This window comes from Sphingobium sp. (genome assembly GCF_041987595.1).
Taxonomy (GTDB): domain Bacteria; phylum Pseudomonadota; class Alphaproteobacteria; order Sphingomonadales; family Sphingomonadaceae; genus Sphingobium.
The window spans coordinates 1-25,815 of the sequence record NZ_JBHIWJ010000057.1 but is presented as its reverse complement, the minus strand read 5'-3'; the positions used below and the strand labels follow the sequence as shown (position 1 = coordinate 25,815).

25 protein-coding genes, 1 tRNA gene and 1 pseudogene are annotated in these 25,815 nt (G+C 64.8%); 16 read left to right on the top strand and 11 right to left on the bottom strand.

Translation table 11 applies throughout. The features are described 5' to 3' along the window. The 6 genes and pseudogenes from ACFC3J_RS14555 to ACFC3J_RS14530 form a co-directional block, all read left to right on the top strand. Positions 1 to 374, top strand: a pseudogene (locus tag ACFC3J_RS14555) (hypothetical protein); the annotation flags it as partial. Continuing rightward, entirely contained in the window at positions 371 to 1,834 is a 1,464-nt protein-coding gene (locus ACFC3J_RS14550) for an NAD-dependent succinate-semialdehyde dehydrogenase (protein WP_375196872.1), read from the top strand. The pseudogene ACFC3J_RS14555 and the gene ACFC3J_RS14550, both read left to right, overlap by 4 nt. Before the next feature lie 96 nt (positions 1,835 to 1,930). Further along, complete coding sequence (locus ACFC3J_RS14545) at positions 1,931 to 3,001, top strand: tartrate dehydrogenase (protein ID WP_375196875.1); 1,071 nt, start codon at positions 1,931 to 1,933, stop codon at positions 2,999 to 3,001. A 214-nt stretch (positions 3,002 to 3,215) separates the two neighbouring features. Then, entirely contained in the window at positions 3,216 to 4,601 is a 1,386-nt protein-coding gene (locus ACFC3J_RS14540; protein ID WP_375196871.1) for an aspartate aminotransferase family protein, read from the top strand. 21 nt (positions 4,602 to 4,622) lie between these two features. After that, entirely contained in the window at positions 4,623 to 5,117 is a 495-nt protein-coding gene (locus tag ACFC3J_RS14535) for an Lrp/AsnC family transcriptional regulator (protein WP_375196870.1), read from the top strand. Continuing rightward, the gene (locus tag ACFC3J_RS14530; protein ID WP_375196869.1) at positions 5,114 to 6,253 is read left to right on the top strand and encodes a M20 aminoacylase family protein; all 1,140 of its coding nucleotides are present in this window, start codon (positions 5,114 to 5,116) and stop codon (positions 6,251 to 6,253) included. The genes ACFC3J_RS14535 and ACFC3J_RS14530 overlap by 4 nt, the downstream gene beginning before the upstream one ends. Before the next feature lie 101 nt (positions 6,254 to 6,354). Here ACFC3J_RS14530 and ACFC3J_RS14525 read toward each other — a convergent pair whose 3' ends face one another. From ACFC3J_RS14525 to ACFC3J_RS14500, 6 genes are all read right to left on the bottom strand, one after another. Continuing rightward, positions 6,355 to 7,062, bottom strand: coding sequence for a copper resistance protein B (locus ACFC3J_RS14525; protein WP_375196868.1), 708 nt, complete (start codon positions 7,060 to 7,062; stop codon positions 6,355 to 6,357). A gap of 139 nt (positions 7,063 to 7,201) precedes the next feature. Next, a complete protein-coding gene (locus ACFC3J_RS14520) occupies positions 7,202 to 8,167 on the bottom strand; it encodes a copper resistance protein B (RefSeq protein WP_375196867.1) in 966 nt (321 codons plus the stop codon). Next, positions 8,164 to 9,915, bottom strand: coding sequence for a copper resistance system multicopper oxidase (locus tag ACFC3J_RS14515; RefSeq protein ID WP_375196866.1), 1,752 nt, complete (start codon positions 9,913 to 9,915; stop codon positions 8,164 to 8,166). The genes ACFC3J_RS14520 and ACFC3J_RS14515 overlap by 4 nt, the downstream gene beginning before the upstream one ends. A gap of 35 nt (positions 9,916 to 9,950) precedes the next feature. Next, positions 9,951 to 10,532: an RNA polymerase sigma factor gene (locus tag ACFC3J_RS14510; RefSeq protein ID WP_375196865.1), complete on the bottom strand. Its 582-nt coding sequence runs from the start codon at positions 10,530 to 10,532 to the stop codon at positions 9,951 to 9,953. Next, on the bottom strand, positions 10,529 to 10,972 hold the full coding sequence (locus ACFC3J_RS14505; protein WP_375196874.1) for a periplasmic heavy metal sensor: 444 nt from the start codon (positions 10,970 to 10,972) through the stop codon (positions 10,529 to 10,531). The genes ACFC3J_RS14510 and ACFC3J_RS14505 overlap by 4 nt, the downstream gene beginning before the upstream one ends. A gap of 2 nt (positions 10,973 to 10,974) precedes the next feature. Then, positions 10,975 to 11,244 (bottom strand): hypothetical protein, encoded by a 270-nt coding sequence (locus ACFC3J_RS14500; protein WP_375196864.1) that lies wholly within the window; start codon positions 11,242 to 11,244, stop codon positions 10,975 to 10,977. A 154-nt stretch (positions 11,245 to 11,398) separates the two neighbouring features. Between ACFC3J_RS14500 and copC the strand changes: the two genes are divergently transcribed. Both copC and copD read left to right on the top strand, forming a co-directional pair. Then, a complete protein-coding gene (gene copC, locus ACFC3J_RS14495) occupies positions 11,399 to 11,791 on the top strand; it encodes a copper homeostasis periplasmic binding protein CopC (protein WP_375196863.1) in 393 nt (130 codons plus the stop codon). Positions 11,792 to 11,796: 5 nt separating this feature from the next. Further along, positions 11,797 to 12,681: a copper homeostasis membrane protein CopD gene (copD, locus tag ACFC3J_RS14490; protein WP_375196862.1), complete on the top strand. Its 885-nt coding sequence runs from the start codon at positions 11,797 to 11,799 to the stop codon at positions 12,679 to 12,681. On the opposite strand, the gene ACFC3J_RS14485 is transcribed toward copD, so the two are convergent. Beyond that, positions 12,678 to 13,676, bottom strand: coding sequence for a 2-hydroxyacid dehydrogenase (locus ACFC3J_RS14485; protein ID WP_375196861.1), 999 nt, complete (start codon positions 13,674 to 13,676; stop codon positions 12,678 to 12,680). The genes copD and ACFC3J_RS14485 overlap by 4 nt on opposite strands. Before the next feature lie 124 nt (positions 13,677 to 13,800). On the opposite strand from ACFC3J_RS14485, the gene ACFC3J_RS14480 reads away from it, so the two are divergent. Further along, positions 13,801 to 14,265, top strand: coding sequence for an SH3 domain-containing protein (locus ACFC3J_RS14480; RefSeq protein WP_375196860.1), 465 nt, complete (start codon positions 13,801 to 13,803; stop codon positions 14,263 to 14,265). Between the two features lie 9 nt (positions 14,266 to 14,274). Here ACFC3J_RS14480 and ACFC3J_RS14475 read toward each other — a convergent pair whose 3' ends face one another. Beyond that, the gene (locus ACFC3J_RS14475; RefSeq protein WP_375196859.1) at positions 14,275 to 15,786 is read right to left on the bottom strand and encodes a peptide MFS transporter; all 1,512 of its coding nucleotides are present in this window, start codon (positions 15,784 to 15,786) and stop codon (positions 14,275 to 14,277) included. Positions 15,787 to 16,068: 282 nt separating this feature from the next. Between ACFC3J_RS14475 and ACFC3J_RS14470 the strand changes: the two genes are divergently transcribed. Continuing rightward, positions 16,069 to 16,647, top strand: a complete 579-nt coding sequence (locus ACFC3J_RS14470; RefSeq protein WP_375196873.1) for a nitroreductase — start codon at positions 16,069 to 16,071, stop codon at positions 16,645 to 16,647. A gap of 72 nt (positions 16,648 to 16,719) precedes the next feature. Then, complete coding sequence (locus tag ACFC3J_RS14465; protein WP_375196858.1) at positions 16,720 to 17,064, top strand: GntR family transcriptional regulator; 345 nt, start codon at positions 16,720 to 16,722, stop codon at positions 17,062 to 17,064. Positions 17,065 to 17,221: 157 nt separating this feature from the next. On the opposite strand, the gene ACFC3J_RS14460 is transcribed toward ACFC3J_RS14465, so the two are convergent. Next, positions 17,222 to 18,571 (bottom strand): DEAD/DEAH box helicase, encoded by a 1,350-nt coding sequence (locus ACFC3J_RS14460; protein WP_375196857.1) that lies wholly within the window; start codon positions 18,569 to 18,571, stop codon positions 17,222 to 17,224. 112 nt (positions 18,572 to 18,683) lie between these two features. Beyond that, complete coding sequence (locus ACFC3J_RS14455) at positions 18,684 to 19,118, bottom strand: hypothetical protein (RefSeq protein WP_375196856.1); 435 nt, start codon at positions 19,116 to 19,118, stop codon at positions 18,684 to 18,686. A 78-nt stretch (positions 19,119 to 19,196) separates the two neighbouring features. Here ACFC3J_RS14455 and ACFC3J_RS14450 point away from each other — a divergent pair, with 78 nt between their 5' ends. The 3 genes from ACFC3J_RS14450 (at position 19,197) to ACFC3J_RS14440 (ending at position 21,961) form a co-directional block, all read left to right on the top strand. Then, a complete protein-coding gene (locus ACFC3J_RS14450) occupies positions 19,197 to 20,636 on the top strand; it encodes an FAD-binding oxidoreductase (protein WP_375196855.1) in 1,440 nt (479 codons plus the stop codon). Between the two features lie 166 nt (positions 20,637 to 20,802). Further along, complete coding sequence (locus ACFC3J_RS14445; RefSeq protein ID WP_375196854.1) at positions 20,803 to 21,591, top strand: SapC family protein; 789 nt, start codon at positions 20,803 to 20,805, stop codon at positions 21,589 to 21,591. A gap of 295 nt (positions 21,592 to 21,886) precedes the next feature. After that, positions 21,887 to 21,961 (top strand) — tRNA-Glu (locus tag ACFC3J_RS14440). 69 nt (positions 21,962 to 22,030) lie between these two features. Here ACFC3J_RS14440 and ACFC3J_RS14435 read toward each other — a convergent pair. Further along, entirely contained in the window at positions 22,031 to 22,432 is a 402-nt protein-coding gene (locus ACFC3J_RS14435; RefSeq protein WP_375196853.1) for a cupredoxin domain-containing protein, read from the bottom strand. Between the two features lie 183 nt (positions 22,433 to 22,615). Between ACFC3J_RS14435 and htpG the strand changes: the two genes are divergently transcribed. Both htpG and ACFC3J_RS14425 read left to right on the top strand, forming a co-directional pair. Further along, on the top strand, positions 22,616 to 24,508 hold the full coding sequence (gene htpG / locus ACFC3J_RS14430; RefSeq protein WP_375196852.1) for a molecular chaperone HtpG: 1,893 nt from the start codon (positions 22,616 to 22,618) through the stop codon (positions 24,506 to 24,508). Between the two features lie 139 nt (positions 24,509 to 24,647). Next, the coding region (locus ACFC3J_RS14425; protein WP_375196851.1) for an NAD(P)/FAD-dependent oxidoreductase at positions 24,648 to 25,815 on the top strand (1,168 nt) is incomplete at its 3' end.

The following is a 25,815-nucleotide window of genomic DNA, read 5'->3' as shown; positions in this document are numbered from 1 at the left end:
AGTCCAGCGATGTCGAGGTCGTAGTCGACCAGCAGCAGGTCCGCCCCCTGGCCGGCGCGCAGGGCGTGGTTTTGACGCGCAGCAACGAGCCCGTCGGCTTCGCCCTTTTTCGCCGCTTTGGGCGCGGCTATGTGGTTGGGCCCACGATCGCGCCGGACACGGGAGGCGCCAAGGCGCTGGTTTCGCACTGGCTGGGGTCCAATAGCGGTATGTTCTGCCGCCTCGACGTGCCTGAGGAAAGCGGGCTGTCGGGCTGGCTGGAAGAGCTGGGCCTCCCCTGCGTCGGCCGCGTCATGCGGATGGTACGCGGCAAACCGATCGATGCCCAAGCCCCGGTCAAGACCTTCACTCTCACGACGCAGGCCCTCGGATGACACTCTCGCTCAACAACCCCGCGCTGCTGATCGAACGCGCCTATATCGGAGGCGAATGGGTCGGCGCCCAGACCGGTGGGACGCTGCCGGTCGACAATCCCGCAACCGGCGCGATCATCGGCACCGTGCCCGACTGTCGGGAGGCCGACACGCAGGCCGCCATCGCCGCTGCCGAAGCCGCCTGGCCGGCATGGCGCGCCAGGACCGCCGCCGAGCGCGCCGCACTTCTGGAACGCTGGAACGCGCTCGTGCTGGAGAATATCGGCGACCTTGCCCGCATCATGACCGCTGAGCAGGGCAAGCCGGTGGCGGAAGCGGAAGGTGAAATCCGCTACGCGGCCAGCTTCATCAAATGGTTCGCGGAGGAAGCGCGCCGGATCGAGGGCGCCATCGTCCCCGCGCCCGAGGCCAACCGCCGCATCCTCGTGATGAAGGAGCCGGTCGGCGTTGCGGCGGCGATCACGCCGTGGAACTTCCCGGCGGCGATGATCACCCGCAAATGCGCGCCGGCTCTGGCGGCTGGCTGTCCGGTGGTGATCAAACCGTCAGAACTCACGCCCTATACCGCGCTGGCGCTCGTGAAACTGGCAGAGGATGCTGGTTTTCCGGCGGGCGTCATCAACATGCTGACCGGCGATGCAGCGGCGGTCGGCGGCGTGATGACGGGCAGCCCCGTGGTACGCAAACTGTCCTTCACCGGATCGACCCGTGTGGGATCGCTGCTGATGCGCCAGTCCGCCGACACCATCAAGCGGCTGAGCCTGGAACTGGGCGGCAATGCGCCGCTGTTGGTGTTCGACGATGCCGATCTTGATCTGGCCGTTGCCAGCACCATGGCCAGCAAGTTCCGCAATGCCGGGCAGACCTGCGTCTGCGCGAACCGGATCCTGGTGCAGGACGGCGTGTACGAAGCCTTCGCCGAAAAGCTCGCCAAGGCCGTCTCGGCGCTGAAGGTCGGGCCGGGCGACCAGCCGGGCAGCACCATCGGCCCGCTGATCAACGCCGCCGCCGTCGACAAGGTGAAGGCCCATGTCGAGGACGCCCTGGCGCATGGTGCAAAAGTCTTCGCTCAGGCGCCCGAAGGCGCGACCGGCGCGCGTTTCGCGACGCCCGTCCTGCTGACCGGCGCGACGCGCGACATGCGGCTGGCGGAGGAAGAGACGTTCGGCCCGGTCGCCCCCTTGTTCCGCTTCACCCATGAGGAGGAAGGCATCGAGCTCGCCAACGCCACCAGCTATGGTCTAGCCAGCTATTTCTACACCGAAAATCTTCACCGCGCCTTTCGCGTGGCGGAGCGGCTGGAAGCGGGCATGGTCGCGCTCAACACGGGCGGCATTTCGATGGAAATGGCGCCCTTTGGCGGCGTCAAGATGTCGGGCCTCGGCCGTGAAGGCGCGCATCTGGGAATCGAGGAATATCTGGAAACCAAGACTTTCCATGTGGGCGGGTTGAAGCTTTAACCTTGCCGCGACCGTTCGGGCTGTTCGAACGAGCCGCTTGTCTCGTTCGAATGTCGAAGCCCTTTTCTTTCCTCCATGATCGAGAGGCTCCCTCCCATGGCCCGCAACTACTCCATCTCCGTCATCCCCGGCGACGGCATCGGCAAGGAAGTCATGCCCGAAGGCATCCGCGTGCTGGAGCGCGCAGCCGTCCTCTACGGCTTCAGCATCGAGCAGAAATGGCATGATTTCGCCTCCTGCGATTATTACGTCAGGCATGGCCAGATGATGCCCGACGACTGGAAGGCGCAGATCGGCAATCCGGACGCGATCTTCTTCGGTGCGGTGGGCTGGCCAGATACCGTGCCGGATCATGTCTCTCTCTGGGGATCGCTGCTCCAGTTCCGTCGGGAATATGATCAATATGTCAACCTGCGTCCGGTGCGGCTGATGCCCGGCGTCCCCTGCCCGCTCGCGGGGCGTGAGCCGGGCGATATCGACTTCTGGGTCGTGCGCGAGAATACCGAGGGCGAATATAGCTCGGTCGGCGGCAAGATGTTCGCCGGCACGCCCCGCGAGGTCGTGATCCAGGAAACGGTGATGACCCGCCACGGCACCGACCGGGTGCTGCGCTATGCCTTCGAACTGGCGGCAACGCGGGAACGCAAGCATGTCACCTCCGCCACCAAGTCCAACGGCATCGCCATCACCATGCCCTGGTGGGACGAGCGGGTGGAGGAAATGGCGAAAAACTATCCGTCCGTCACCCACGACAAATATCATATCGACATCCTGACCGCGCAGTTCGTGCTGAACCCCGATCGCTTCGACGTGGTGGTGGCGTCGAACCTGTTCGGCGACATCCTGTCCGATCTGGGTCCGGCCTGCACCGGAACCATCGGGGTGGCGCCTTCAGGCAATATCAACCCGGATCGCACCGCGCCTTCACTGTTCGAACCCGTCCATGGCTCGGCGCCGGATATTGCTGGCAAAGGTATCGCCAATCCGGTCGGCCAGATCTGGTCGGCGGCGATGATGCTGGAGCATCTGGGCGAAACGCAAGCGGCTGCCGCAATCATGCGCGCGGTGGAAACCGTGCTGGCCGAACCGGCGCTGCGGACCGGCGATCTCAAGGGCAAGGCAAATACGGAACAATGTGGTAAGGCTGTCGCGGACGCGCTGGCCTGAAGCTGATCGGGGGAGGGAAGCGCCTCTCCCCCGCCCTCGCCGTCTTTCGATGGGCAGGATTATGGATGTCCGCCCGTCCCCCACCTCCGCGGCACAAAATGCTGCACCGCTTCCTCAAAAAGCCGCGTCCCTCCCATCCACCCCTTCAAATTGGCGCATCCGACCGCAGGCGGAAGATAATCTCATGCCATAATCAACGCCTGAGAGTTTCCTGATGACGCTGACTCCCAACCGGTCCCTGATCGACATCGACCGCGATCACCTGATCCATCCCGTCACTTCCTTCCGCGGCCACGAGCTGCGCGGCGCGACCCTGCTGGAAAGCGGCAAGGGCATGTGGCTGACCGATCTGGACGGCAAGGAGTTGCTGGACGCCTTTGCGGGCCTGTGGTGCGTGAATGTCGGCTATGGCCAGGAAAGCATCGTCGAAGCCGCAGCCGAACAGATGCGCCGCCTGCCTTATGCGACGGGCTATTTCCACTTCGGATCGGAACCGGCGGTGCGGCTGGCGGAAAGGCTGGTCGACCTCAGCCCTCAAGGTCTCGACCATGTCTATTTCACGCTGGGCGGCTCTGACGCGGTGGACTCCGCGATCCGCTACATCGTGCATTATTACAACGCGATCGGCCGTCCGGACAAAAAACAGTTCATCGCGCTGGAACGCGGCTATCATGGGTCCAGCACGACCGGATCGGGTCTGACCGCGCTCTCGAATTTCCACCGCAATTTCGACCTGCCGCGCCCCTGGCAGCATCATTTGCCGTCGCCCTATCCCTATCGCAGCGACCTGACCGACGATGCCGCGATCATCGCCCGATCGGTCCAGCAGCTGAAGGACAAGGTAGCGGAATTGGGCGCGGACACTGTCGCCGCCTTCTTCTGCGAGCCGATCCAGGGGTCCGGCGGGGTCATCGTGCCGCCGAAGGGCTGGCTGAAGGCCATGCGCGACGCCTGCGCCGAACTGGATATATTGTTTGTCGTCGATGAGGTCATCACCGGCTTTGGCCGGACCGGACCGTTGTTCGCCTGCGAGGCGGAAGACGTATCGCCTGACCTGATGACGCTCGCCAAGGGGCTGACCTCCGGTTATGTTCCGATGGGCGCGCTCCTCATGTCGGACAGGATCTATCAGGGGATTGCGGACGGCGCCGCGCCCGAACTCGCCATCGGCCATGGCATGACCTATTCGGGCCATCCGGTGAGTGCTGCCGTGGGGCTTGAAGTGCTGCGGCTCTATACCGATGGCGGCATCCTCGCCAACGGGCTGAACGTCGGCAAGCGCTTCGATGCGGGGCTGGCCGGCCTGCTCGACCATCCGATGGTGGGCGACACGCGCGGACGCGGCCTGCTCGGCGCGATCGAACTGGTGGCGGACAAGGCGACCAAGGCGCGCTTCGACCCCGCCCTCAAAATCCCCGACCGGCTGTTCGCCAGGGGCTATGAGAATGGCGTCATTTTCCGGTCGTTCCCCGACAATATCATCGGCCTTGCCCCGGCGCTCTGCGCATCGGACGGAGAGATGGACGAGATTTTCGCGCGTATCCGCCGGACACTGGACGATCTGCTGGAAGAAGCAGATATTCGTGCGGTGGTGGGATAAGAAAAAGGGGGAGCAAGGCATATGTTGGGTGGCCCAAGACTGGACCGGATCGACCTCAAGATCCTGACGCAGCTTCAGCAATCCGGCCGCATCACCAACGTCGAATTGGCCGATGCGGTGGGCCTGTCGCCCAGCCCCTGCCTGACGCGTGTAAAACGGCTGGAGAAGGCGGGCTACATCACCGGCTATGGCGCGCATATCAACCTGCACAAGCTGGGCGAGTTTCTGACGGTCTTCACCGAAGTCACCCTGACCGAACATCGGGCGGGGGACTTTTCCCGTTTCGAAACACGCATCCGCAAGCTGGACGAGATTGTCGAATGCCATCTGGTCAGCGGCGGCTATGACTATCTGCTGAAATTCGTGACGCGCGGCGTGGCGCATTATCAGACCATCATCGAAGGGATGCTCGAAAGCGATTATGGGATCGAGAAATATTTCAGCTATGTCGTGATCAAATCGCCCTTCATCAAACATCATTACCCGATCCAGCATCTGTTCGGTGAGCCGAAATGATCGACGACCTGCTTGAACCTCTGATCGCCTTCCGCCGGGATATTCACGCGCATCCGGAACTGGGTTTCTGCGAGCATCGGACGGCGGGGCGGATTGCCGAACAGCTCCGGGCACTGGGCCTGGAAGTGCATGAGGGGATCGGCGGCACTGGCGTAGTCGCGGTGCTGAAAAACGGGTCATCCGCCCGCAGCATCGGCCTGCGCGCCGATATGGACGCGCTGCCGATTCATGAGCAGACCAACCTGCCCTATGCAAGCAAGACGGAAGGGACGTTCCATGGCTGCGGCCATGACGGCCATGTCGCCATGCTGTTGGGCGCGGCGCAGCATCTGGCGCGCAGCCGCAACTTCGATGGGACGGTCAACTTCTTTTTCCAGCCCGCCGAAGAGGGGCTGGGCGGCGCCCGGGAGATGGTGAAGGAAGGGCTGTTCGACCGCTTCCCATGCGACCGGGTGTTCGGGCTGCACAACTGGCCGGACCTGCCCGCCGGAACCATTGCAACCCGTCCCGGCCCGATCATGGGCGCGGCGGACAAGTTCGAGATCATGCTGGAAGGGCGCGGCGGCCATGCGGCAATCCCGCAGGATACGCCGGACGCGATCCTCGCCTCGGCAGCCCTCGTGCAGCAGCTCAATACGATCGTTGCGCGCCGTATTGCCGCGACATCGTCGGCCGTGCTGTCGGTCACGCAAATAAACGGCGGACATGCGCATAATGTGATCCCGGCGGTGGTGAAGGTCGTGGGCACGGTGCGGACCTTCGACCCGGCGGTCCAGGATGTGATCGAGGATTCCATCCGCAACATCGCGGCAGGCGTGGCGCTCGCCCATGGTCTGACGGCGACGGTGGGCTATGATCGCTATTATCCGGCGACGATCAACGATGCGGATGCGGCGCAGGAAGCGCTGACCGCTGCGGCGAGCGTAGGCCAAGCGCAACTCGCACCGGAGCCGGCCTTCACCTCGGAAGATTTCGCCTTCATGCTTCAGGCGTGCAAGGGTGCCTATATATGGCTGGGTCAGGCGAAACCGACAGGCTCGGTGCCGCTGCACAACCCCCATTATGACTTTAACGACGATGTGCTGGGGCTGGGCATCCGCCTGCATGTCGCGCTGGCTGAACAGCATCTGGCCTGAATCTTCCGTCATCGCGAAGGGTGGCGTCCGCTGCCCCGACGTTCCCGCTTCGCGCGACCTGATCGACAGGTTCGTGCCTTTTGCGGGAATGACGGCGCGGTTTACAGGCTGAAGCCGAAACCGACCACCGCGACCGTCGATTTGACCGCTTCTCCCTGCAAACGGGCTAGGGCGCGGGTGCCGCCCAACAGGCTTTCATGCACCATGCCTGCATAGGCGTTGATCTTGCCCGTCAGCCGGTAGCGCAGACGCACCGTCGCTTCCAACTCGGTAAAGCCGGGGCGCACCGCCTCCACATCAATCTTCTGCGCCGACCAGCCGACCGCCACGCGCGGTTCCAGATAGAGGCGCCGCGTAATCGGCAGGGCGTAGATGACCTGCCCTTCCCCGGTCAGGCGTCCGGCATCGGAAAGGAAGGCGTAGCTTTCCCAGCTCAGCCGCGATCCGATCTGGCCCTGAATGCCGATGGCGGCATGGGCGTCACGGGGATGGGGTTTGAAATCCTTGCGCACGCCCGCCAGCAGCACGATATTTTCGCCGATGGTGCGCCCGTAGAAAAGCCGCGCCTGCGCCTCGTCGATCTGCCCGCCCAGCGGGCCGCCCCCCTGGACGACCAGCATCGCCTGATCGGTGCTGTCGCCATAGGAAAAGGTGCCGTCCCAGATGAAGGCGTCACCTTCATCGCCGGTGCGCAACTCGATAAGGTCGAACCCTCCGCTCAAGGATGCCGGGTCATCCTGCGCCATGGCAGCGCCACTGGCCAGCAGGGTGCCGGCAGTAAGAAGGAAGACCGAGAAGGCGAAGCGCACGTGTCTACCCAGAATATTTTTGCGGTGTTCAGGGAAGACTATGCGCCGATCGGCGGCGCGTGCATGCGAAGGACATGTGCGACGCCGTCGATCATGACGAGTTGTTGCCGGGCGGCAGCAGATCGTGCCGCCTTGCAAATCAGAACCAGAAGCGAACGCCCATCACGAAGCTGGTCGCGGATGCCCGCTCGCCTTCCGCGCGAGCAAAGCGGGCGGTGCCGCCCAGCTTCCGCTCCCAGTTCACGCCAATATAGGGCGCGAACTCGCGGACGAATTCATAACGCAGGCGCAGGCCCAGTTCGACATCGGAGATGCCCGAACCTACACCCAGCGCGGGCACATCCTGCGCTGCGATGTTCACCTCAGCCGCCGGTTGCAGGATCAGTCGCTGGGTGAGGCGCTGGTCGTAACTGCCCTCCAGCCGCAGATGCGCGTCGCCAGCGCTGGAAAGGAACGCCTGCGCACCAACTTCGAACCAATAGGGCGCGAGTCCTTCTATGCCGATCACCGCATAGGTTCGCTGCGGATCGGGACGTATATCGTGACGAACCCCCGCTTCCAGATTGAACCAGGGATCGATGGCGCGGCTGTAAAGGGCCTGGACTTCGGCGCTTTCCACCGGGCCGCCGATTTCGCCCTCCCCCTCGGTCTTGAAGGCGAAGCGGTTGATGTCGCCGCCGACCCAGCCTTCGCCTTCCCAATGATAGCCGTCCGCGCCCTTGCCCAACCGATATTCAAGCCGGTCGAGCATCAGTTGCGAAAAGGTCATGCCCCCGCTCTCCTTGAGCATCGCGGCGCGGGCGCGGGCCATTTCGGCGGGGCTGTAGAAGGCTTCGGCGGCATGGTCGGTCGGACTCCGCGGCGCCGTGCCTTTGGGGATGCCGTCATCGGCGGCGGGCTGGCCGTGACCGGCGTGGGGATCGTCGGCGGGGGGTTCGTCGGCAGTCTCTTGGGCGGGCGGCTGATGGACGGAGTGATCCATGCCCTCGATCGCGTCCCCATCCCTCTGATCGTGCTCCATCTGGCCATGGTTCATTTCCTGGGCCAGCGCAGGGAGCGAAACGGAGCCAAGAAGAAGCGCGGCGGCGCAGGCGATCACCCTCATGCCGCATCTCCCTCGTGCCGGACAGTGACGACGCGCATCATCCCCGCATGCATGTGCATCAGCATGTGACAGTGGAAAGCCCAGTCGCCCAGCGCATCGGCGGTGAGGTCGAAGCTCGCCTTACCGCCGGGCAGCACGTTAACCGTATGCTTGCGCGGATTATGGTCGCCCGCGCCCGTCACCAGCTCGAAGAAATGACCGTGCAGGTGAATCGGATGCGGCATCATCGTATCGTTGATGAGGTTCACCCGCACCCGCTCCATATGGCGGAAGGGGATCGGATCGGCGCCGTCCGACAGCTTCACCCCGTCGAAGGACCACATATAGCGCTCCATGTTCGCTGTCAGGTGGATGTCGAGCGTCCGCGTCGGGGTGCGTGTGTCCGTGTTCGGCGTCAGCGACTTGAGGTCGGCATAGGTCAGCACCCGATGGTCGACATTTTCAAGGCCGGTCGGCCGGTCGGCGGTACGGTCGGCGGGCATGGGCGAGAGGGTGGCGACGCCCGGCCCCATCTTCACCTGCGGCGCGACCGAGGGATCACGCATCTTCATCGAATGGCCGGACATGCTTTCATTGGCAGGCTGGCTGAGGTCGATGACGCCGCCATGCCCCATGTCCATGCCGGACATGTCCATCCCCATATCCTTCATGCCGAGCAGCGGGCGTTCGCGCACCGCAGGCACCTCCGCCGCCATGCCGATGCGCGGCGCCAGCGTCGCGCGAACGAGGCCCGAACGGTCGATGGCTTCGGCGATCAGGCCATAGGGTTTCGCCTCGGTCGGCTGGACCACGATATCGTAAGTCTCCGCGATGCCGATCTGGAACTCGTCGGTTTCGACCGGCTGCACATGCTGCCCGTCGCATTGCACCACGCTCATCGGCAGGCCGGGCAGCCGCACGTTGAAATTGGTCATGGCCGAGGCGTTGACGATGCGCAGCCGCACCCGCTCGCCGGGCGTGAACAGCCCCGTCCAGTTCTCCGCCGTGCCATGGCCGTTGACGAGGAAGCTGTAGGTCGACCCGGTGACGTCCGAAATATCGGTCGGGTCCATCCGCATGGCGCCCCATTCCAGACGCTCCCTGGCGCTCTGGTCCTTGCCCGCCAGCTGCCCGGCCAGCGTCTGCTTCTGCATGTTGAAATAGCCGCCCATCTGCTTCAGGCGCTTCAACAGCACATGCGGATGCACCGGACTCCAGTCCGACAGGACGATCACATGCTCCCGGTCGCTCTGGACCGGATCGGCACCGGCCGGGTCGATCACGATCGGCCCATAGTGACCGACCGCCTCCTGCATGCCCGAATGGCTGTGATACCAATAGGTCCCCGACTGACGGACCGGAAATTCATAGGTGAAGGTTTCGCCCGGCCGGATGCCTGGGAAGCTGACCCCCGGCACGCCGTCCATCTGGAAAGGCACGATCAGGCCGTGCCAGTGGATGGACGTATCCTCCTTCAAAGCATTGGTGACGGACAGGCGAACATTCTGCCCCTCCTTCAACCGGATCAGCGGCGCGGGCAGCGTGCCGTTGATCGTCACCGCATGCGCTGAACGACCGCCGGTCGAGAAATGACTTTCTCCCACCGTCAGCGCGATATTTTCGCCGCTCAGAACGCCCGGCGCGACAAGGCCCGCCGTGCCGCTCTGCGCCCAGGCGGGGAAGGCGCGGCTGAGCGCAAGCGCGCCGCCAAGACCGCCCAGGCTCCGGATCAGGCTGCGACGGTCAATGTCTTGAAGAGTGAAGGGCATGAGGGCTGGACGCTCTGCTTGAGGACGGTTTCCCTCTATACGCGGCCCGGTCCGTCATCCCTCAACTGTTCGGCCAATTTGTTGCGGGCGCGATATAGGCGGGTTTCCACGGCCTTTTCGCTGATGCCCAATATCTGCGCGGCCTCGGCCTGACTCGCCCCTTCGATGGCGCGCAGCACCAGCACATCCTTGAGATTGCCGGGCAGGCCCGCAATGGCGGCATTGATCCGCCGCAATTCCGCCTGAGAGTGAGCGGCCTCCTCCGGCGACGGCGCGCTATCGGCCACGGCGCCCGCCTCCTCCATCGGCCGGGCAAAGGCGAAGAAGCGCCGCACCGCCCGCCGCCGCGCCCAGTCATGGCATTTGTTGATCGCGATCCGCGCTATCCATAATCGGAAGGGCCGCGCTCCGTCATAGCGGGCCAGCGCGGCGAAGGCGGAGATGAACGTCTCCTGCGTAATGTCCAGCGCCTCGGTCGCGTCGCCCGCATGGCCCCGCGCCAGACGGAACACCGCATCGCGATGCCGCCGCATCAGCTCGGCATAGGCGCTCTGCTGCCCGGCAAGGGCAAGCGCGGCCAGCTCCGGGTCGCTGCGCTCGGTGAGCGAGGGACTCACCTTTCCGGTGCGGTCTGGGCCGGCTGGGTCAGGACCTTGACGACGGCGGCGTCGAACTGCGCCGCCTGATCGGGCCGCAGCACGGCGCGCATCGCGAAGATATGCTTCAGCGTCTCCTTTTGCAGCATGCCCATGACATGGTGGGAACGGTCGACCGCTTCGCTCACCTTGGGACCATAGCCATGCTCGGCCGCGATCGCCTGCGCCAGACGAGCATTGTCGGCGCGCATTTCTGCCTCCATGGCTTCGCGCCGCTTCGCGAAATCGGCCTCCAGCGCGTGGATACGCTGCTCCTGGCCCTCGTCCAGCTTCAGCTTCTTGTGGATGAGCGCGTGGACCTCGCTCTCGACACGCGGTTCGGGCGCGATCCAGACCCGCGCCACCAGCACCGCCGCCAGCGCCGCGGCAAAGGCGACCAGCGCGACCAGCCCATAGCGCATCTTCACTGCCCCAACAGGCGCGAGGGCGCATAATCGGACATGCCGATCACCACCGGCCGGGACGCCGCCTGCGCCGGGCTGCCGGGAACCACGCTGCCGATCCAGCCGATGCCGATCGCGACGATGCCCGCCAGCGCCAGACTGCGCCGGGCGACGGCGCGCTCGCGACGCGCGGCGACGCCGGCCATCACCGCCTCTTCCATGTCCATCAGGCGCGGATCGGTCGGCAGGCCGCGCATCCGGCCCAGCAGCTGATCGAGGTCGCTCATCATTCGCACTCCATTTCGTCACTCGGGAATACGCGTCTTCGCGCCGCATCCCTCATGCGGTCATCCCCTCATGCAAAAATTTATGGGGTCTAGTCGAGGGGTCGGAAAAAAGGATGCGTAATGTTCCTTAATCGCAACCCGACTGGAGATTAGTCCCATGCGTCGCATCCTGCTTACCCCCCTCCTCTGCACTGGCGCTCTTGTTCTGACCGCCCTGCCCTCCGTGGCGATGGCGCACCCCAAGCTGCTGTCCTCCACCCCGGCGGCGGGCGCCACGGTCGCCAAACCGACCCGGCTCACCCTCACCTTCAGCGAAAAGATGCTGGCTCCCTTGAGCGGCGTCGACCTCACCATGACCGGCATGCCGGGTATGGCCAATCATGCGCCCATGCCGATCAAGGGCTTCAAGACCGCCGTGGAAGGCGACGGCAAGACCATGACCGTCACCCTGCCCCGCGCCCTGCCCGCGGGCAATTATGATGTCGACTGGCATCTGGTCGGCGCCGACCAGCACAAGGTTTCCGGCAAGTACAGCTTCTCGGTCAAATAAGGCCGATGGACGGGGTTCTCGTCGCCGCCCGTTTCGCGCTCTATGCCGATCTCGCCGCGCTCGCCGGTCTGCCGCTATTCTGGTGGAGCATGGGCGCGGACGGGCGGCGAACCATGCGAGCCAGCGTGCTGGGGACGCTGGCGGCAGGGGGGCTTCTGCTCTCCGGCCTCTGGCTGCTCGCCAGCGCAGCGGGCATGGCGGGGACCCCGCTCCTGTCACCGGACTGGAGCATTCTCGACATATTGCTCAGGGACACGCCGATCGGGATGGTGCTGGCGGTCCGCGCGGCGGCGCTGCTGCTGATCCTGCCGCTGCTGTTCCGGCGCGGCAGAGGCTGGAATGCGCTGGTGGCCCTGCCCGCCGCGGTTGCCGCCATGACGCTCGCCTGGTCGGGCCATGCCGCCGCGAGCGAAGGGCTGGCGGGAAGCGCGCACCGGGTGGCCGATGCGCTGCATGTGCTGGCCGCCGCCGGATGGTTCGGCGCGTTGCTCGCCTTGCTGCGCGCCGTTCTGGCTGGGCGGCAGATCGGACAGACGGCGGCGATGCTGGAGCGTTTCTCGCTGTTCGGGACGATCTTCGTCGGCACGCTGATCGTCACCGGCGCGTTCAATGCGGTGATGATCGTGGGGCCGGCGCACCTGCCCGCGCTGCTCCACAGCCTCTATGGCTGGCTGCTGCTCGCCAAGCTGGCGCTGTTCGGGGGCATGCTGCTGCTCGCCGTCGCCAATCGCTGGCAACTGACGCCAAAGCTGGATGCCGCGACCCATGGCGGAGATGCTGCCGCCGCGCTCCGGCATTTGCGGCTGTCGCTGCTGGTGGAGACCAGCCTTGCGATCCTGATCCTGGGGTTGGTGGCCGCGCTGGGAACGCTCGACCCGCTGGCGGCTTAGACCCAGCCTTCCAGCACCTGATTGGGCGGTCGATGGCCGTCCACCCAGCTGCGGATATTGGCGATCACCCGCGCCCCCGTCGCGTCGCGCCCTTCAATCGTCGCAGACCCCATATGCGGCAGCAGCACGACGTTGGAGAGCGCCAGCAAACGGGGATCCACCGCCGGTTCATGGGCATAGACGTCCAGCCCCGCCCCGGCGATCCGCCCTTCCGACAGCGCGACGATCAGGGCGGCTTCGTCCGTGATCTCGGCGCGGGAGGTGTTGATGAGATAGGCGTCGGGCCGCATCAGCGCGATCCGCCGCGCGTCGATCATGTTCCGGCTGTCGGCGTTGAGCGGACAGTGGATCGACACGATGTCGCTCGCCTCCAGCAGCGCGTCCACATCCGGATGCCAATGCGCCTGCAACTCCTGCTCCACCTCGAAGGGCAGGCGGTGGCGATTGTGATAGGCGATGGAAAGCCCGAAGGCTGCAGCGCGGCGGGCGACGGCGCGGCCGATCCGTCCCATGCCGATAATGCCCAGCTTCTTGCCGCCGATCCGGTGGCCCAGCATGCCCGAAGGGCTCCAGCCGGTCCAGGCGCCGGAGCGCACCAGCTTCTCCCCCTCCGCCAGACGGCGCGGCACCGACAGGATCAGCGCCATGGTCATGTCGGCCGTATCTTCCGTCAGAACGCCGGGAGTGTTGGTGACGATGACGCCCTTTTTTCGCGCCGCAACCAGATCGATATGATCGACGCCGCTGCCGAAGCTGGCGATCAGTTGCAGCCGTTCCGGCGCCGCTTCGATCAGGCCCGCGTCCAACTGATCCGTGACGGCAGGCACCAGCACGTCGCACTGCGCCATTGCGCGGGTCAGCGCGGCGCGGTCCATCGGAACGTCGCCGATATTGAAGACGGTGTCGAACAGTTCGGCCATGCGCGCCTCCACATTGGGAGGCAGGCGGCGCGTCACGATGACGCGCGGCTTGGCGGGGCGCGGTTTCTTGACCATATATGGCCGCTATTCCGCGCCGGGGCGATGGTCAAGCGCTTATCCCCATGCGCAAGAGAGCAGTTGTCGCTCAGGGTGCGCAACGGCTATGGTCGCGACATCACATGATGGGGAATGTCAGGGAATGAAGGGCTATCTGGGTGCGGGCATCATCGCGGCGGCGTGCTGGACAGGCACGGCATTGGCCACGCCTGCCAAGCCCGTTCCCTATTGGGCGTCGCTGACGCAGCCGGAAGCGCGCATGCGCGTGGGGCCCAGCCTCGATTATCCCTCAAGCTGGGTCTATCAGCGCCGCGACCTGCCGGTGAAAGTCGTGCAGGTGCTCGGCCTGTGGCGCAAGGTGGAGGATTCCACCGGCACGCAGGGCTGGATGCACGTCCGACTGCTCAGCGACACGCCGACCGCCATCGTCACGGCCGAAATGGCCCCGATGCGGCAATCCCCCGGCGAGGATTCCCGCGCCGTCTATCGCGCGCAAAAGGGCGTGGTCGGCCGCCTCTCCTCCTGCGGCAAGGGGTGGTGCGCCTTCGATGTGGACGGCCAGAAGGGTTTCGTCCGGGTCAGCGACATCTGGGGCGCGACGCAGTAACGCCCTGCCCTACCCCTCGACTTCGAAACGATCGTCATGCATCAGCCGCTTGACCAGCGGCGCCAGCGCCATGACCGCAATCCCCGCCGCGACCGACCACCAGCCGATCTGGCTGTAGACCGCCAGCACGTTTTCCCGCGATGCCTGCCCCGCATCGCCCCCGGTGGCCGCGGCGATCAGCCCGGCGGCATATTCGCCCAGCGCCATGGCCAGAAACCAGATGCCCATCATCAGCCCGATCATGCGCGAGGGCGCCAGCTTCGACATGGCCGAAAGCCCCACCGGCGACAGGCACAACTCCCCGATCGTGTGGCAGAGATAGAGCAGGAAGATGAACAGTACCGGCGTCAGCGTGCCCGCCGCGCCGGTCCCGGCCACCAGGATCAGGAACCCCGCACCCACCAGCGCCAGCGCAATGCCGAATTTTGCGGGAGTCGAAGGTTCCCAGCCGCGCTTCGCCAGCCAGATCCACAGGCCCGCCATGACCGGACCGAACATCAGGATATAGGCAGCGTTGACCGACTGGAACATCGAGGCCGGAACGTTGAAGCCCAATATGTGCCGGTTCGTATAGCGATCGGTGAAGAGGCTGAGCGACGATCCGGTCTGCTCGTACAGGCCCCAGAAAATCGGGTTGATGACCAACAGGAAAAGCGCCGCCAGCATCCGGTCGCGGCCGATGCGCTCCATCCGGCCGAACGCTTCCCAGAGGATATAGAGGACGACCACGCCGCTCGACAGCGCCAGCAGCCAGCCGACGATGACATGCTGCTGAATCAGCAACCAGCATAGGGCGATCGACGCAAGGCTTGACAGATAGACCAGCCACTCGCGGCTGACGATGCCGCCGATGCGCTGGGCCAGCCGCTGCGGATCGGACGGCTCGCCCTTGCCCTGCAACAGCGGCTTGGACAGGGCGAAACCGATGACGCCCGCGATCATCCCCACCGACGCGGCTCCGAAACCCCAGTGCCAGCCCCATGTCTGGCCCAGATAACCGCAGATCACCGGGCCCATGGTCGCGCCCAGATTGATGCCCATGTAGAAGATCGTATAGGCCGGATCGCGCCGCATGTCGTCGCGGGGATAAAGCTGCCCCACCAATGCCGAAGCGCTGGATTTGAGGAAGCCCGTGCCGGTGATGACCGTCGCCAGCCCCAGCCAGAACAGGCTGAGGCCCATGGCGCCCGCATCGTCGCTTTCCAGCCCCAGGATCAGATGGCCGATGGCGATCACGATGCCGCCGAACAGCACCGCCTTGCGCTGCCCCAGATAGCGGTCGGCCAGATAGCCCCCCATCAGCGGCGAGATATAGATGAGCGACATATAGGCGCCGTAAGCATAGCTCGCGTCGCGATCGGAAAAGAGGAAATGCTGCGTCAGATAGAAGATCAGCAGCGCCCGCATGCCGTAGAAGGAAAAGCGCTCCCACATCTCGACGAAAAACAGCAGGAACAATCCACGCGGATGGCCGATCCAGGTCTTTCCCGTCCCGGTCGTCACTGAACTCGAGGTCGCCATTCAGGCCCCTTTTTATGTCTTGGTAAGAGGCCGCGAACGCGCCTCCATCATGCCGCCCAGCCTAGGGTGTGCGGGGATTCAGTCCATGACAGGCTGCAAATCGCGGCTTTCTGCGCTTCCGGTGCTCACGTACTTTGAGTACGCTGCGCGCCGGTTCTCGAAATCCACCATTTTCGCCTTGCCCTGAACTGAATCCCCACACACCCTAAAGCGGAATTCGTACATCTGTCAAAGAGCGCTATGCCCTTGCGTCCCTCCCGATGGCGCGCCATCTGGGCGGCCATGTTCAACGACCGCACGTCTCCGCTCTCGCTCCTCCAGACCCGCCGATCCGGCAAACCCCGCGACCTGATCGCGCCGGGGCCGGACGCGCATCAGCTGCGCACCATATTGGAAGTCGCGCTGCGCACGCCCGATCATGGCAAGCTCGCCCCCTGGCGCTTCGTGGTCGTGCCGCCGGAAAAGCGCGATGCCCTCGCCGCCCTGCTGGAAAACGCCTATCGCGCCGAGAAGCCGGATGCCGGGCGGTTGGAAATCGAGGCGATGCACCAGTTCGCGCATCAGGCTCCGGCGCTGATCGTTGCGCTCTCCGCGCCGGCGAGCGGCAGCAAGATTCCGGTCTGGGAACAGGAGTTGTCGGCGGGGGCCGCGATCATGAACCTGCTGCATGCGACCCATGCGCTGGGCTTCGCAGGCGGCTGGCTCACCGGCTGGCCGAGCTATAATGAGGATGTCCGCATCGCCTTTGCGAAGGGCGGCGAGAAGATCGCGGGCTTCGTCTTCATTGGCACGCCGGGCAAGGAGCCAGAAGAACGGCCGCGGCCGGAATATGATAATATAGTTTCCATTTGGGACAGATAATTACGCTTGCGGCATGGCTGCGCGACATTCGCTTGGTTGACCCGCATGGCTGTATTATGGCACTGATGCACCATGGCCGACGACTCCAAACCCGTATATCTCCGCCTGCGTGAGACCATCGCCGCCTCAATACTGGACGGCGAATTTCGCGACGGCGATCTGCTTCCGTCGGTACGAGCCCTGGCCGCGCAGCAGGGTGCCAATCCGCTGACGGTGGCCAAGGCCTATCAATGCTTTCAGGATGACGGGCTGGTCGTGGTCAAACGCGGCGTCGGCATGTTCGTGGCCGACGGAGCTACCCGACGGCTGCGCGAGACGGAACGGGCACGCTTTCTCGGTACGGTCTGGCCCCCCGTCGCAGAGCAGATCAGGCGGCTGGGCATCAGCGTCGAGGATCTCGACCTGCACCGGGTCTGACGCCGGGCATCGCAGCGGCGCGCTCTGATTTTCCGTTATCGCGTCGCTTTTGGCGCAGGATCCGAGGCCGGATTCGCCTTTCTCCGGCTCGTCCACTTTTGCGCGCGGCGCTCCAGCTGACGGAAAAGGGGAAAGGACCGGCCCCACCCCATCCGATTTATGCGCCGAAGCCCACCGACAGAAATTCCGGCACCGGGCCATTCCAGCCATCGTCAGGGCCGTCATCCACCGGCTCGGGACGACGCGGACGCGCACCATTGCCCTCCGGACGCGCCGCGCGCGGTTCTTCGCGCCGCCGATCGTCACGGCGCTTGTCGGACCTGCGATCGCCCTTGCGATCATGATCCGACCGGCGCGGTTCCTCGACAGTCTTCACTGGCGGCGCAGCGGCCACCGGAGCGGCAATCATCTCGATCTTCTGTTTGATCAGCTTCTGGATATTGTCGATCGCCTCCGCATCGTCGGAGGTCACGAAAGTATAGGCAACGCCCGTCGCACCGGCCCGGCCGGTACGGCCGATGCGGTGGACATAGTCGTCGGGATGCCAGGGCGCATCGAAGTTGAACACATGGCTGACACCCTTGATGTCCAGCCCGCGCGCGGCCACATCCGACGCCACCAGGATATTCACCGTCCCCGCCCGGAACCGTTCCAGCTCGGCGATGCGTGCCGACTGGTCGATATCGCCGTGGATCTCGCCCGACTTGAAGCCATGCCGCTGAAGGCTCTTGTTGAGTTCCCGCACCGTGGTCTTGCGGTTGCAGAAGATCACGGCGCTCTGCACCTCTTCGGCATCCAGCATCGCTCGCAGCGCTTCACGCTTCTTGCGCGAATCGACCTTCACCAATCGCTGGGTGATGTTGGTCGAAGCGGTCGCCGGGCGCGCCACTTCGATCGATTTGGGGTTCGACAGGAAGCGATCCGCCAGCTTCTTGATGACCGGCGGCATGGTTGCGGAAAACAGCAGGGTCTGCCTCTGGGCGGGCAACTTGGTGCAGATTTCCTCGATATCCGGGATGAAACCCATGTCGAGCATGCGGTCGGCCTCGTCGATCACCAGCATGCTGCAACCGTTGAGCAGGATCTTGCCGCGCTGGAACAGGTCCATCAGGCGGCCGGGCGTCGCGATCAGCACGTCGACGCCCTTTTCCAGCGCCTTGAGCTGATCGCCCATCTGCACGCCGCCGATCAGCAGCGCCATGTTCAGCTTGTGATATTTGCCGTATTTTTCGAAATTCTCGGCCACCTGCGCGGCCAGTTCGCGGGTCGGCTCCAGAATCAGCGATCGCGGCATCAGGGCGCGGGCGCGGCCATGGGCAAGAATATCGATCATCGGCAGCACGAAACTGGCAGTCTTGCCGGTCCCCGTCTGGGCGATGCCGATAATGTCCTTCATCATCAGCACGGGCGGGATCGCCTGCGCCTGAATCGGCGTGGGCGTGTCATATCCGGCCTCGGTTACGGCCTTCAATAATTCGTCGGAAAGGCCGAGATCGGCAAAAGTCATTCAGTTGTCCGGAACTGGAGGCACTCCGCCGCGCTGCTACGCCTAAACGGAAATCGCGCGCGCCTTGCGAAAATATCGGCTTCTTGTCAAGGAAATCGCGTCTGTTCGACCTTTAATCGTCCGGATCGGCTTCCTCCAGTCGGCGGAAACTCTCGATCGCGCAGCTTGCGCCGCTGCGTGCCTGCAAATCGTCCCGCCCCGAACAGAGTGAGCCGTCATCATCCGGCTCGACATAGAATCCGGAGTAGAAACCCATGCTGTTGCATCCGCGCTCCAGCCGGGCGCGATAGCGGTGATCGTCCGCCAGCAGCAAATCTATGGCATTGTCCATCATGATGCTTGCCGACCGAATCGAGCGCAGGGCGATGCAGCGCGGCCCCTTCTTCTCCTTCCACGCGCTGCGCGCCTGGGGCGCGGGCCTTGCGGGAGCGCGGCCCTTTTTCACCATAGGCACGCGAATGATGACGCGCTGTTCGATGCTCAGCTGCGCCCATTGCACAGGCTCAGCGGCTGGCGCAGTCAGCAGCAACAGGACGGAATAGAGCAAGTCGAACCCCTTTTGGGACGCAGACGCTATGGGCCAATGGTTGAACCGTCGATGAATTCCAAGGCATAGGACAGTCCCATGATAGGACAAGACATTATCGCCCGCTTCCTTGGCATTATGGGGCCCAAGGGCGTGATCACCGATTCCGGCGACATCGCGCCGTGGGTCAGGGACTGGCGCGGCCGCTATCATGGGGCCGCCGCCGCCATCCTCCAGCCGGAGACGACCGAACAGGTCGCCGCCGCCGTCAGGCTGGCGGCAGAGCTCGACATTCCGCTGGTCCCGCAAGGCGGCAACACCTCCATGGTGGGCGGCGCAACGCCTCCGGCCGACGGCTCCGCGCTGATCCTGTCGCTCCGCCGGATGAACCGCATCCGCAGCCTGTCGCCCGAAGACAATCTGGCGCTGTGCGAGGCAGGCGTGATTCTCTCCAACCTGCACGATGCCGCGGCCGATGCCGGGCGGCGCTTCCCGCTTAGCCTGGGCGCCAAGGGATCGGCCACCATCGGCGGCCTTATCTCCACCAATGCCGGGGGCACGCAGGTCCTGCGCCACGGCACAATGCGCGCGCTGGTCGAGGGTATCGAGGCAGTCCTTCCCGACGGCAGCATCTTCCACGGCCTCGACGCACTCAAGAAGGACAATCGCGGCTATGACATCAAACAGTTGCTGATCGGCGCGGAAGGCACGCTGGGGATCATCACGGCGGCCTCGCTTCGCCTTGTTCCCGCCATCGCCGCGCGCGCCGTCGGCTGGGTGGGCGTGGCTTCGCCGGCCGACGCCCTCACCCTGCTCCGTCTCACCGAAGCACGGCTGGGAGATAGCGTCGAGGGGTTCGAGATCATCGCGGACGATGGTCTGGGCCATGTCCTCTCGCACATTCCCGGCACCCGCTGCCCGATCGAAACCCGCACGCCCTGGCATGTGCTGATCGAGGTCGATCATGCCGATCTGCGCGAACCCGGTCCTGCCGAACGGCTGGAAAGCGCGCTGGCGCAAGCGCTGGAACAGGGCATCGCCGCCGATGCCGCCATCGCTGCGAACGAAGCGCAGGCCGAAGCCTTCTGGCGCATCCGGGAATCGCTGTCGGAATCGGAAAAGGCACAGGGTCCGGCGCTTCAATATGACATCAGCGTCCCCGTCGCCCGCATGCCCGCCTTCATGGTCGAGGCGGCGGCGGCTGCGGAAAGGACCTTCCCCGGCACCACCGCCTCCTCCTTCGGCCATCTGGGCGACGGCAACGTCCATTTCCACGTCCGCGCACCCAAGGGCACGGCCGACGGCCCCGCCTGGATCGCGGCGGAAGGCCAGACGATCAACGCCTTCGTCCATGACGCGGTGGTCGCGGCGGGCGGCTCCATCTCCGCCGAACATGGCATCGGCCAGATGAAGCGCGCCGAACTGGGCCGTCTTGCCAGCCCCGCCCGTCTGCACGCGATGCGCGCGATCAAGGCGGCGTTCGACCCGCAGGGCCTCATGAACCCGGACAAGCTCATTCCCCGCCCGGAAGAAGGCTGACGGCGACCGCGTCGAAGGCCGGGCGGAAGGCAGCGCGTCCCGGGCACCGGGCGTCGACAAAGCGATTGCCTCCCGCGCTCAAGCCCTTTATCTCCCTCGGCCCAGTATCAGGCCCGGCGGCGCAGGAAAAATGCGCCGCTTTTTGTTAGAAATGGACTTACGCATCATGGCAAGCGCGCCCGCGAACGGCCTTCCCGTTTTCTACAACGACCTCATCCCCCTGAGCAGCGTCGATCATGCGACGTTCCGCAGCCGTTCCGTCGACTCGGCGCCCTTCCTCACCAAGCAGCACGCCATTCCGCTGACCGTCGATGAATTCGTCGCCGCCCAGCGCTTCGTGCCGATCATCTTCTCGGCCGGCGACGAGCCGGTTCCGCTGGCGCTGATGGGTCTCAACGAAGGCGTCAACACCTTCCTCGACGATGAAGGCAAGCTGCGCGGCCCGGCCTATGTGCCCGCCTACGTCCGCCGCTATCCCTGGATGCTGGCGAAGCTGCGCCCGGACAGCGACGAGCTGTCGCTCTGCTTCGACCCGACCAGCGACGCCGTCGGCGCCTTCGAGGAAGGCCAGCCGCTGTTCGAAGACGGCAAGCCCAGCGAACTGACCCAGGGCGTCCTCAAATTCTGCGAGGATTTTGAACAGGCCGCGGCCCGCACCGGCCAGTTCATGAAGGATCTGAAGGATCTGGACCTGCTGATGGACGGCGAAGTCGCCATTCAGGTTCCGGGCAACGACCAGCCCTTCGTCTATCGCGGTTTCCGCATGGTGAATGAGGAAAAGCTGCGCGACATGCGCGGCGACCAGCTGCGCAAGATCAGCCAGAACGGCATGTTGCCGCTGATCTACGCCCACCTCTTCTCGCTCCAGCTGATGCGCGAAGTGTTTGAGTCCCAGGTCGCGCAGGGCAAGGGCCCGATCACCGTGCCGGGAACGCCCGAAGCCGCGGAAGCTTAACGCAAATTAAGCGTTTCATGACAAATATTTAGGGAAAAAGGTTGCGCGGTGCCACTTGAAACGCCGCGCGATCTTCTCTATTTACTGAACATACGGCGCACCTGCCCCCCTTTCGGGTGTGTCGTATGGGCGCCTCCCCCTTTTGGAGGCGTCTCCTCCCTGAACCTTGGCCACCCCATGCGAATAGCATGGGGTGGTTTTTTATGTGCCGCTATCGGGCCGTCCGGTTTAGCTTGACGGCACAGGACGACGTCCCTAAAGGCGTCCCCCTGCCTGTCGCCCGGAGCGACGTAAAGGCCCCTTCGTCTAGCGGTCAGGACGCGGCCCTCTCACGGCTGAAACACGGGTTCGATTCCCGTAGGGGTCACCACCGTCCGCTCCCGGACGGTTTCTCAGGCGAACATCCCCCTTCCCCGCCGCGCAAAGGCACCCGGCTTTTTCACCGCACCACGATCCTGCCGGTCATGCCGAAGGCGCTGTGCATGAAATGGGTGCAGCGCAGCCTGTAGGTGCCGGGCGTCGGCGCGATCAGCGTAACGTCGGTGCTTTCGCCGCCACTCAATGCTATCCGGCCGTCTCTGATCTTCGGCGCGTCCTGCGGCCGTATCCGGGCAGCGGCCAGAAATTCTCTGGCGGCGAAATCATGGCCGCCTGACGCGCTGTTCACCAGATGCAGACGATAGGGCACGCCATGCTCCAGCACTATGTCGGCGGGCTCGAACCTGAAACTCGACAATGTCAGCGTCAGCGGGCGGGCGTCATTCCAGTTTTCCGGCTGCGCGACCGCGGGGGAAGAGAGGATAAGCGCGGCCGGGACCGCCAGCGATCGCCCATGAAGCATAGGATCCTTCTCCCTCGTCCCCGGACGGGCATGGATGAAGGGCTCGTCCCGCTCCGGTTTACCACATCGGGGCAAATTTTGCACCGGCCCGCTCCGCCGATCTTCTGTCAGGACTTGAAAGCCGCGCACCCTCCGGCCATCTGACGGACGGATTTTCAATTGGGGAGAGCTTTGGCACCTGCCATGACGACCACAACCGGCACTGCACCTGAAACCCGTTCTTTCGAAGCCGACGTCGCCCGCTTGCTGCACATGATGGTGCACTCGGTCTATTCGGACAAGGACGTCTTCCTGCGCGAGTTGATCTCCAACGCCGCCGACGCCTGCGAGAAGCTGCGCTACGAACTGCTCAGCAATCCCGATCTCGCCAGCCCCGACACAGGCGATGGCGGCCAGCCGCGCATCACCGTGACCCTCGACCCGGACGCCCGCCAGCTGATCGTCGAGGATAACGGCATCGGCATGAGCGAGGTCGAAATGGCCGAAGCGCTCGGCACCATCGCACGGTCGGGCACGCGGGCCTTCATGGAGCGCGTCACCGCAGCAAAGGATGGCGAAGGCGCGCAGCTGATCGGCCAGTTCGGCGTCGGCTTCTATTCCGCCTTCATGGTGGCGGACAGGGTCGACGTGTTTTCCCGACGCGCAGGCGCCGATACCGCCGCCCATTGGGCATCGGACGGCCTCGGCAGCTACACGATCGAGCTGGCCGACACCGCGCAGGCACCGGCCCGCGGCACCCGCATTATCCTGCATCTGAAGGAGGATGCGGCCAGCTATGCCGAGCCGTTCACGACCCAGCGCATCGTCACCGCGCAGTCCGGCCATGTCCCCGTCCCCATTTTCCTCAAGGAAAAGCCGGACGCGGAGGAAAAGCAGATCGCGGACGGCGCCGCGCTCTGGACCCGGCCCAGGTCGGAGATCACGGCGGAGGAATATACCGACTTCTACCGCAGCGCCGCCGGGCAGTTCGACGAGCCCGCGCTGACGCTCCATTATCGCGCCGAGGGGCTGCACGAATATTCCGTCCTCGCCTTCCTGCCCTCCATGCGGCCGTTCGACCTGTTCGACCCGGATCGGGCGGGCCGGATGAAGCTCTACGTCCGCCGCGTCTTCATCACGGACGAGGCGCAGATATTGCCGCGCTACCTGCGCTTCGTGCGCGGGCTGGTCGACAGCAGCGACCTGCCGCTCAACGTCTCGCGCGAGATGATACAGGAAAGCCCGGTCCTCGCCGCGATCCAGAAGGGCGTTTCCAACCGCATCCTCTCCGAACTGGAGAAGCTGGCGGAAAAGGACGCGGACGCCTATCGCGCCTTCTGGGAGAATTTCGGCGCGGTCCTCAAGGAAGGCCTGTATGAGGATTATGCCCGGCGCGAAGCGCTGCTGGGCCTTGCCCGCTTCAAATCGACCGCGGGCGGCGACTGGCGCTCGCTCAGCGACTATGTTGCGGGACTGAAGGACAATCAGACCGCCATCTATTATGCCACCGGCACGGATCTCGACCGTCTCGCCGCCTCGCCGCAGCTGGAGGGTTTCCGCGCCCGCGGGATCGAAGTGCTGCTGCTGACCGATCAGGTCGACAGCTTCTGGGTGACGGCTGGCGTCGATTATCAGGGCAAGCCGTTCAAGTCGGTGACGCAGGGTCTGGCCGATCTTGGCCTGATCCCGCTGGCCGATGGCGAGGCGCCCGCGGCCGAGGCGTCGGAAGAGGCGGCCGGCTTCATCGCCTATGTCAAATCGGTTCTGGGCGACGAACTGTCCGACGTCCGCGCTTCCGAACGCCTGACTGAAAGCGCCGTCTGCCTTGTCGCACCGGACAACGCGATGGACCGTCAGCTCGAAAAGCTGCTGGCGGGCGCCGGGCGGATCGACGCTGCGGCCAAGCCCGTGCTGGAGATCAACCCGCGCCACGAGTTGATCGCCAAACTCGGCACCCTGGCGGAGGGCAGCAGCCTGCGCGAAGACGCCGCGCGCCTGCTGCTCGACGAAGCGCGGATCGCCGATGGCGAGCTTCCGGCCGATCCGCGGGCCTTTTCCGCCCGCCTTTCCCGCATGATCGGCAGCGCGATCAAATGAACGGTGGGGTGGCCGGGCGGGTCCGGCCACCCCATGATCCTGGCGGGCGCTGACAACGATGTCGGCCGACAATCCGCTTGCCAGTGCCGCAAAAGCGCGCCAAGCACGCCGCGACAGAAAAATGAGGGATAGCGCAATAATGAGCTATTATGACGTTCTGATTGTCGGCGCCGGTCACGCAGGGGCGCAGGCGGGCATCAGCCTTCGCCAGCTCGGCTTTGAAGGCTCGATCGCCATGATCGGCGATGAGAAGGACCCGCCCTATGAACGTCCGCCGCTGTCCAAGGAATATTTTGCGGGCGACAAGAGCTTCGACCGCATCCTGATCCGCCCGGCCAGCTTCTGGGAAGAGCGCAAGATCGACATGCTGCTGGGCCAACGGGTCAAGGCCGTCGATCCGGTGGGCAAGTTCGTGACCGCGGGCGACCATGAATATGGCTATGGCAAGCTGATCTGGTGCACCGGCGGCTCGCCGCGCATGCTGACCTGCAACGGCGCGGACGCGTCCAACGTCCACGCGGTGCGCCGCCGCGACGATGTCGACGCAATGATGGCGAAGCTCGACCAGATCAGCCATGTCACGGTCATCGGCGGCGGCTATATCGGGCTGGAAGCGGCCGCTGTCCTCTCCAAGTTCGGCAAGAAGGTCGTGCTGCTCGAAGCGCTCGACCGCGTGCTGGCCCGTGTGGCGGGCGAGGAACTGTCGCGCTTCTACGAAGCCGAGCATCGCGCCCATGGCGTCGACCTGCGCACCGGCGCGAAGATGGACTGCATCGAGGTGAAGGACGGCAAGGCTACCGCCGTGCTGATGCAGGACGGGGAGCGGATCGCAACCGACATGGTCATCGTCGGCATCGGCATCATCCCCGAAACCGGCCCGCTGATCGCGGCGGGCGCGGCGGGCGGCAATGGCGTGGACGTGGACGAATATTGTCGCACCAGCCTGCCCGACATCTATGCGGTCGGCGACTGCGCGGCGCACGCCAACAGCTTCGCCCGCGGCGCCCAGATCCGGCTTGAATCGGTGCAGAACGCCAACGATCAGGCCAAGACGGCGGTCGGCCACATCATGGGCAAGGAAGAAGCCTATCATGCCGTGCCCTGGTTCTGGTCGAACCAATATGACCTGAAGCTCCAGACGGTCGGCCTCTCGACCGGCCATGACCAGACCATCCTGCGCGGCGACCCGGCAACCCGCAGCTTCACGCCGCTCGTCGCGCTCCCCACGGGCAGCGAAGACGTGGCGTGGAGTGATGGCAACACGCTGCTCGTGGGCAGCGGGAGCAAGCTGCTGCGATGGACGCGCG

Bases quoted from the DNA above. Each gene is read 5' to 3' on its own strand.
- ACFC3J_RS14485 (WP_375196861.1), bottom strand. From the start codon at position 13,676: ATGGTCAAGAAACCGCGCCCCGCCAAGCCGCGCGTCATCGTGACGCGC.
- ACFC3J_RS14450 (WP_375196855.1), top strand. From the start codon at position 19,197: ATGATAGGACAAGACATTATCGCCCGCTTCCTTGGCATTATGGGGCCC.
- ACFC3J_RS14550 (WP_375196872.1), top strand. From the start codon at position 371: ATGACACTCTCGCTCAACAACCCCGCGCTGCTGATCGAACGCGCCTAT.
- copD (WP_375196862.1), top strand. From the start codon at position 11,797: ATGGACGGGGTTCTCGTCGCCGCCCGTTTCGCGCTCTATGCCGATCTC.
- ACFC3J_RS14545 (WP_375196875.1), top strand. From the start codon at position 1,931: ATGGCCCGCAACTACTCCATCTCCGTCATCCCCGGCGACGGCATCGGC.
- ACFC3J_RS14515 (WP_375196866.1), bottom strand. From the start codon at position 9,915: ATGCCCTTCACTCTTCAAGACATTGACCGTCGCAGCCTGATCCGGAGC.
- ACFC3J_RS14520 (WP_375196867.1), bottom strand. From the start codon at position 8,167: ATGAGGGTGATCGCCTGCGCCGCCGCGCTTCTTCTTGGCTCCGTTTCG.
- ACFC3J_RS14530 (WP_375196869.1), top strand. From the start codon at position 5,114: ATGATCGACGACCTGCTTGAACCTCTGATCGCCTTCCGCCGGGATATT.
- ACFC3J_RS14500 (WP_375196864.1), bottom strand. From the start codon at position 11,244: ATGATGAGCGACCTCGATCAGCTGCTGGGCCGGATGCGCGGCCTGCCG.
- ACFC3J_RS14465 (WP_375196858.1), top strand. From the start codon at position 16,720: ATGGCCGACGACTCCAAACCCGTATATCTCCGCCTGCGTGAGACCATC.
- htpG (WP_375196852.1), top strand. From the start codon at position 22,616: ATGACGACCACAACCGGCACTGCACCTGAAACCCGTTCTTTCGAAGCC.
- ACFC3J_RS14505 (WP_375196874.1), bottom strand. From the start codon at position 10,972: ATGCGCTATGGGCTGGTCGCGCTGGTCGCCTTTGCCGCGGCGCTGGCG.
- ACFC3J_RS14435 (WP_375196853.1), bottom strand. From the start codon at position 22,432: ATGCTTCATGGGCGATCGCTGGCGGTCCCGGCCGCGCTTATCCTCTCT.
- ACFC3J_RS14475 (WP_375196859.1), bottom strand. From the start codon at position 15,786: ATGGCGACCTCGAGTTCAGTGACGACCGGGACGGGAAAGACCTGGATC.
- ACFC3J_RS14480 (WP_375196860.1), top strand. From the start codon at position 13,801: ATGAAGGGCTATCTGGGTGCGGGCATCATCGCGGCGGCGTGCTGGACA.
- ACFC3J_RS14470 (WP_375196873.1), top strand. From the start codon at position 16,069: ATGTTCAACGACCGCACGTCTCCGCTCTCGCTCCTCCAGACCCGCCGA.
- ACFC3J_RS14445 (WP_375196854.1), top strand. From the start codon at position 20,803: ATGGCAAGCGCGCCCGCGAACGGCCTTCCCGTTTTCTACAACGACCTC.
- ACFC3J_RS14540 (WP_375196871.1), top strand. From the start codon at position 3,216: ATGACGCTGACTCCCAACCGGTCCCTGATCGACATCGACCGCGATCAC.
- ACFC3J_RS14535 (WP_375196870.1), top strand. From the start codon at position 4,623: ATGTTGGGTGGCCCAAGACTGGACCGGATCGACCTCAAGATCCTGACG.
- copC (WP_375196863.1), top strand. From the start codon at position 11,399: ATGCGTCGCATCCTGCTTACCCCCCTCCTCTGCACTGGCGCTCTTGTT.
- ACFC3J_RS14460 (WP_375196857.1), bottom strand. From the start codon at position 18,571: ATGACTTTTGCCGATCTCGGCCTTTCCGACGAATTATTGAAGGCCGTA.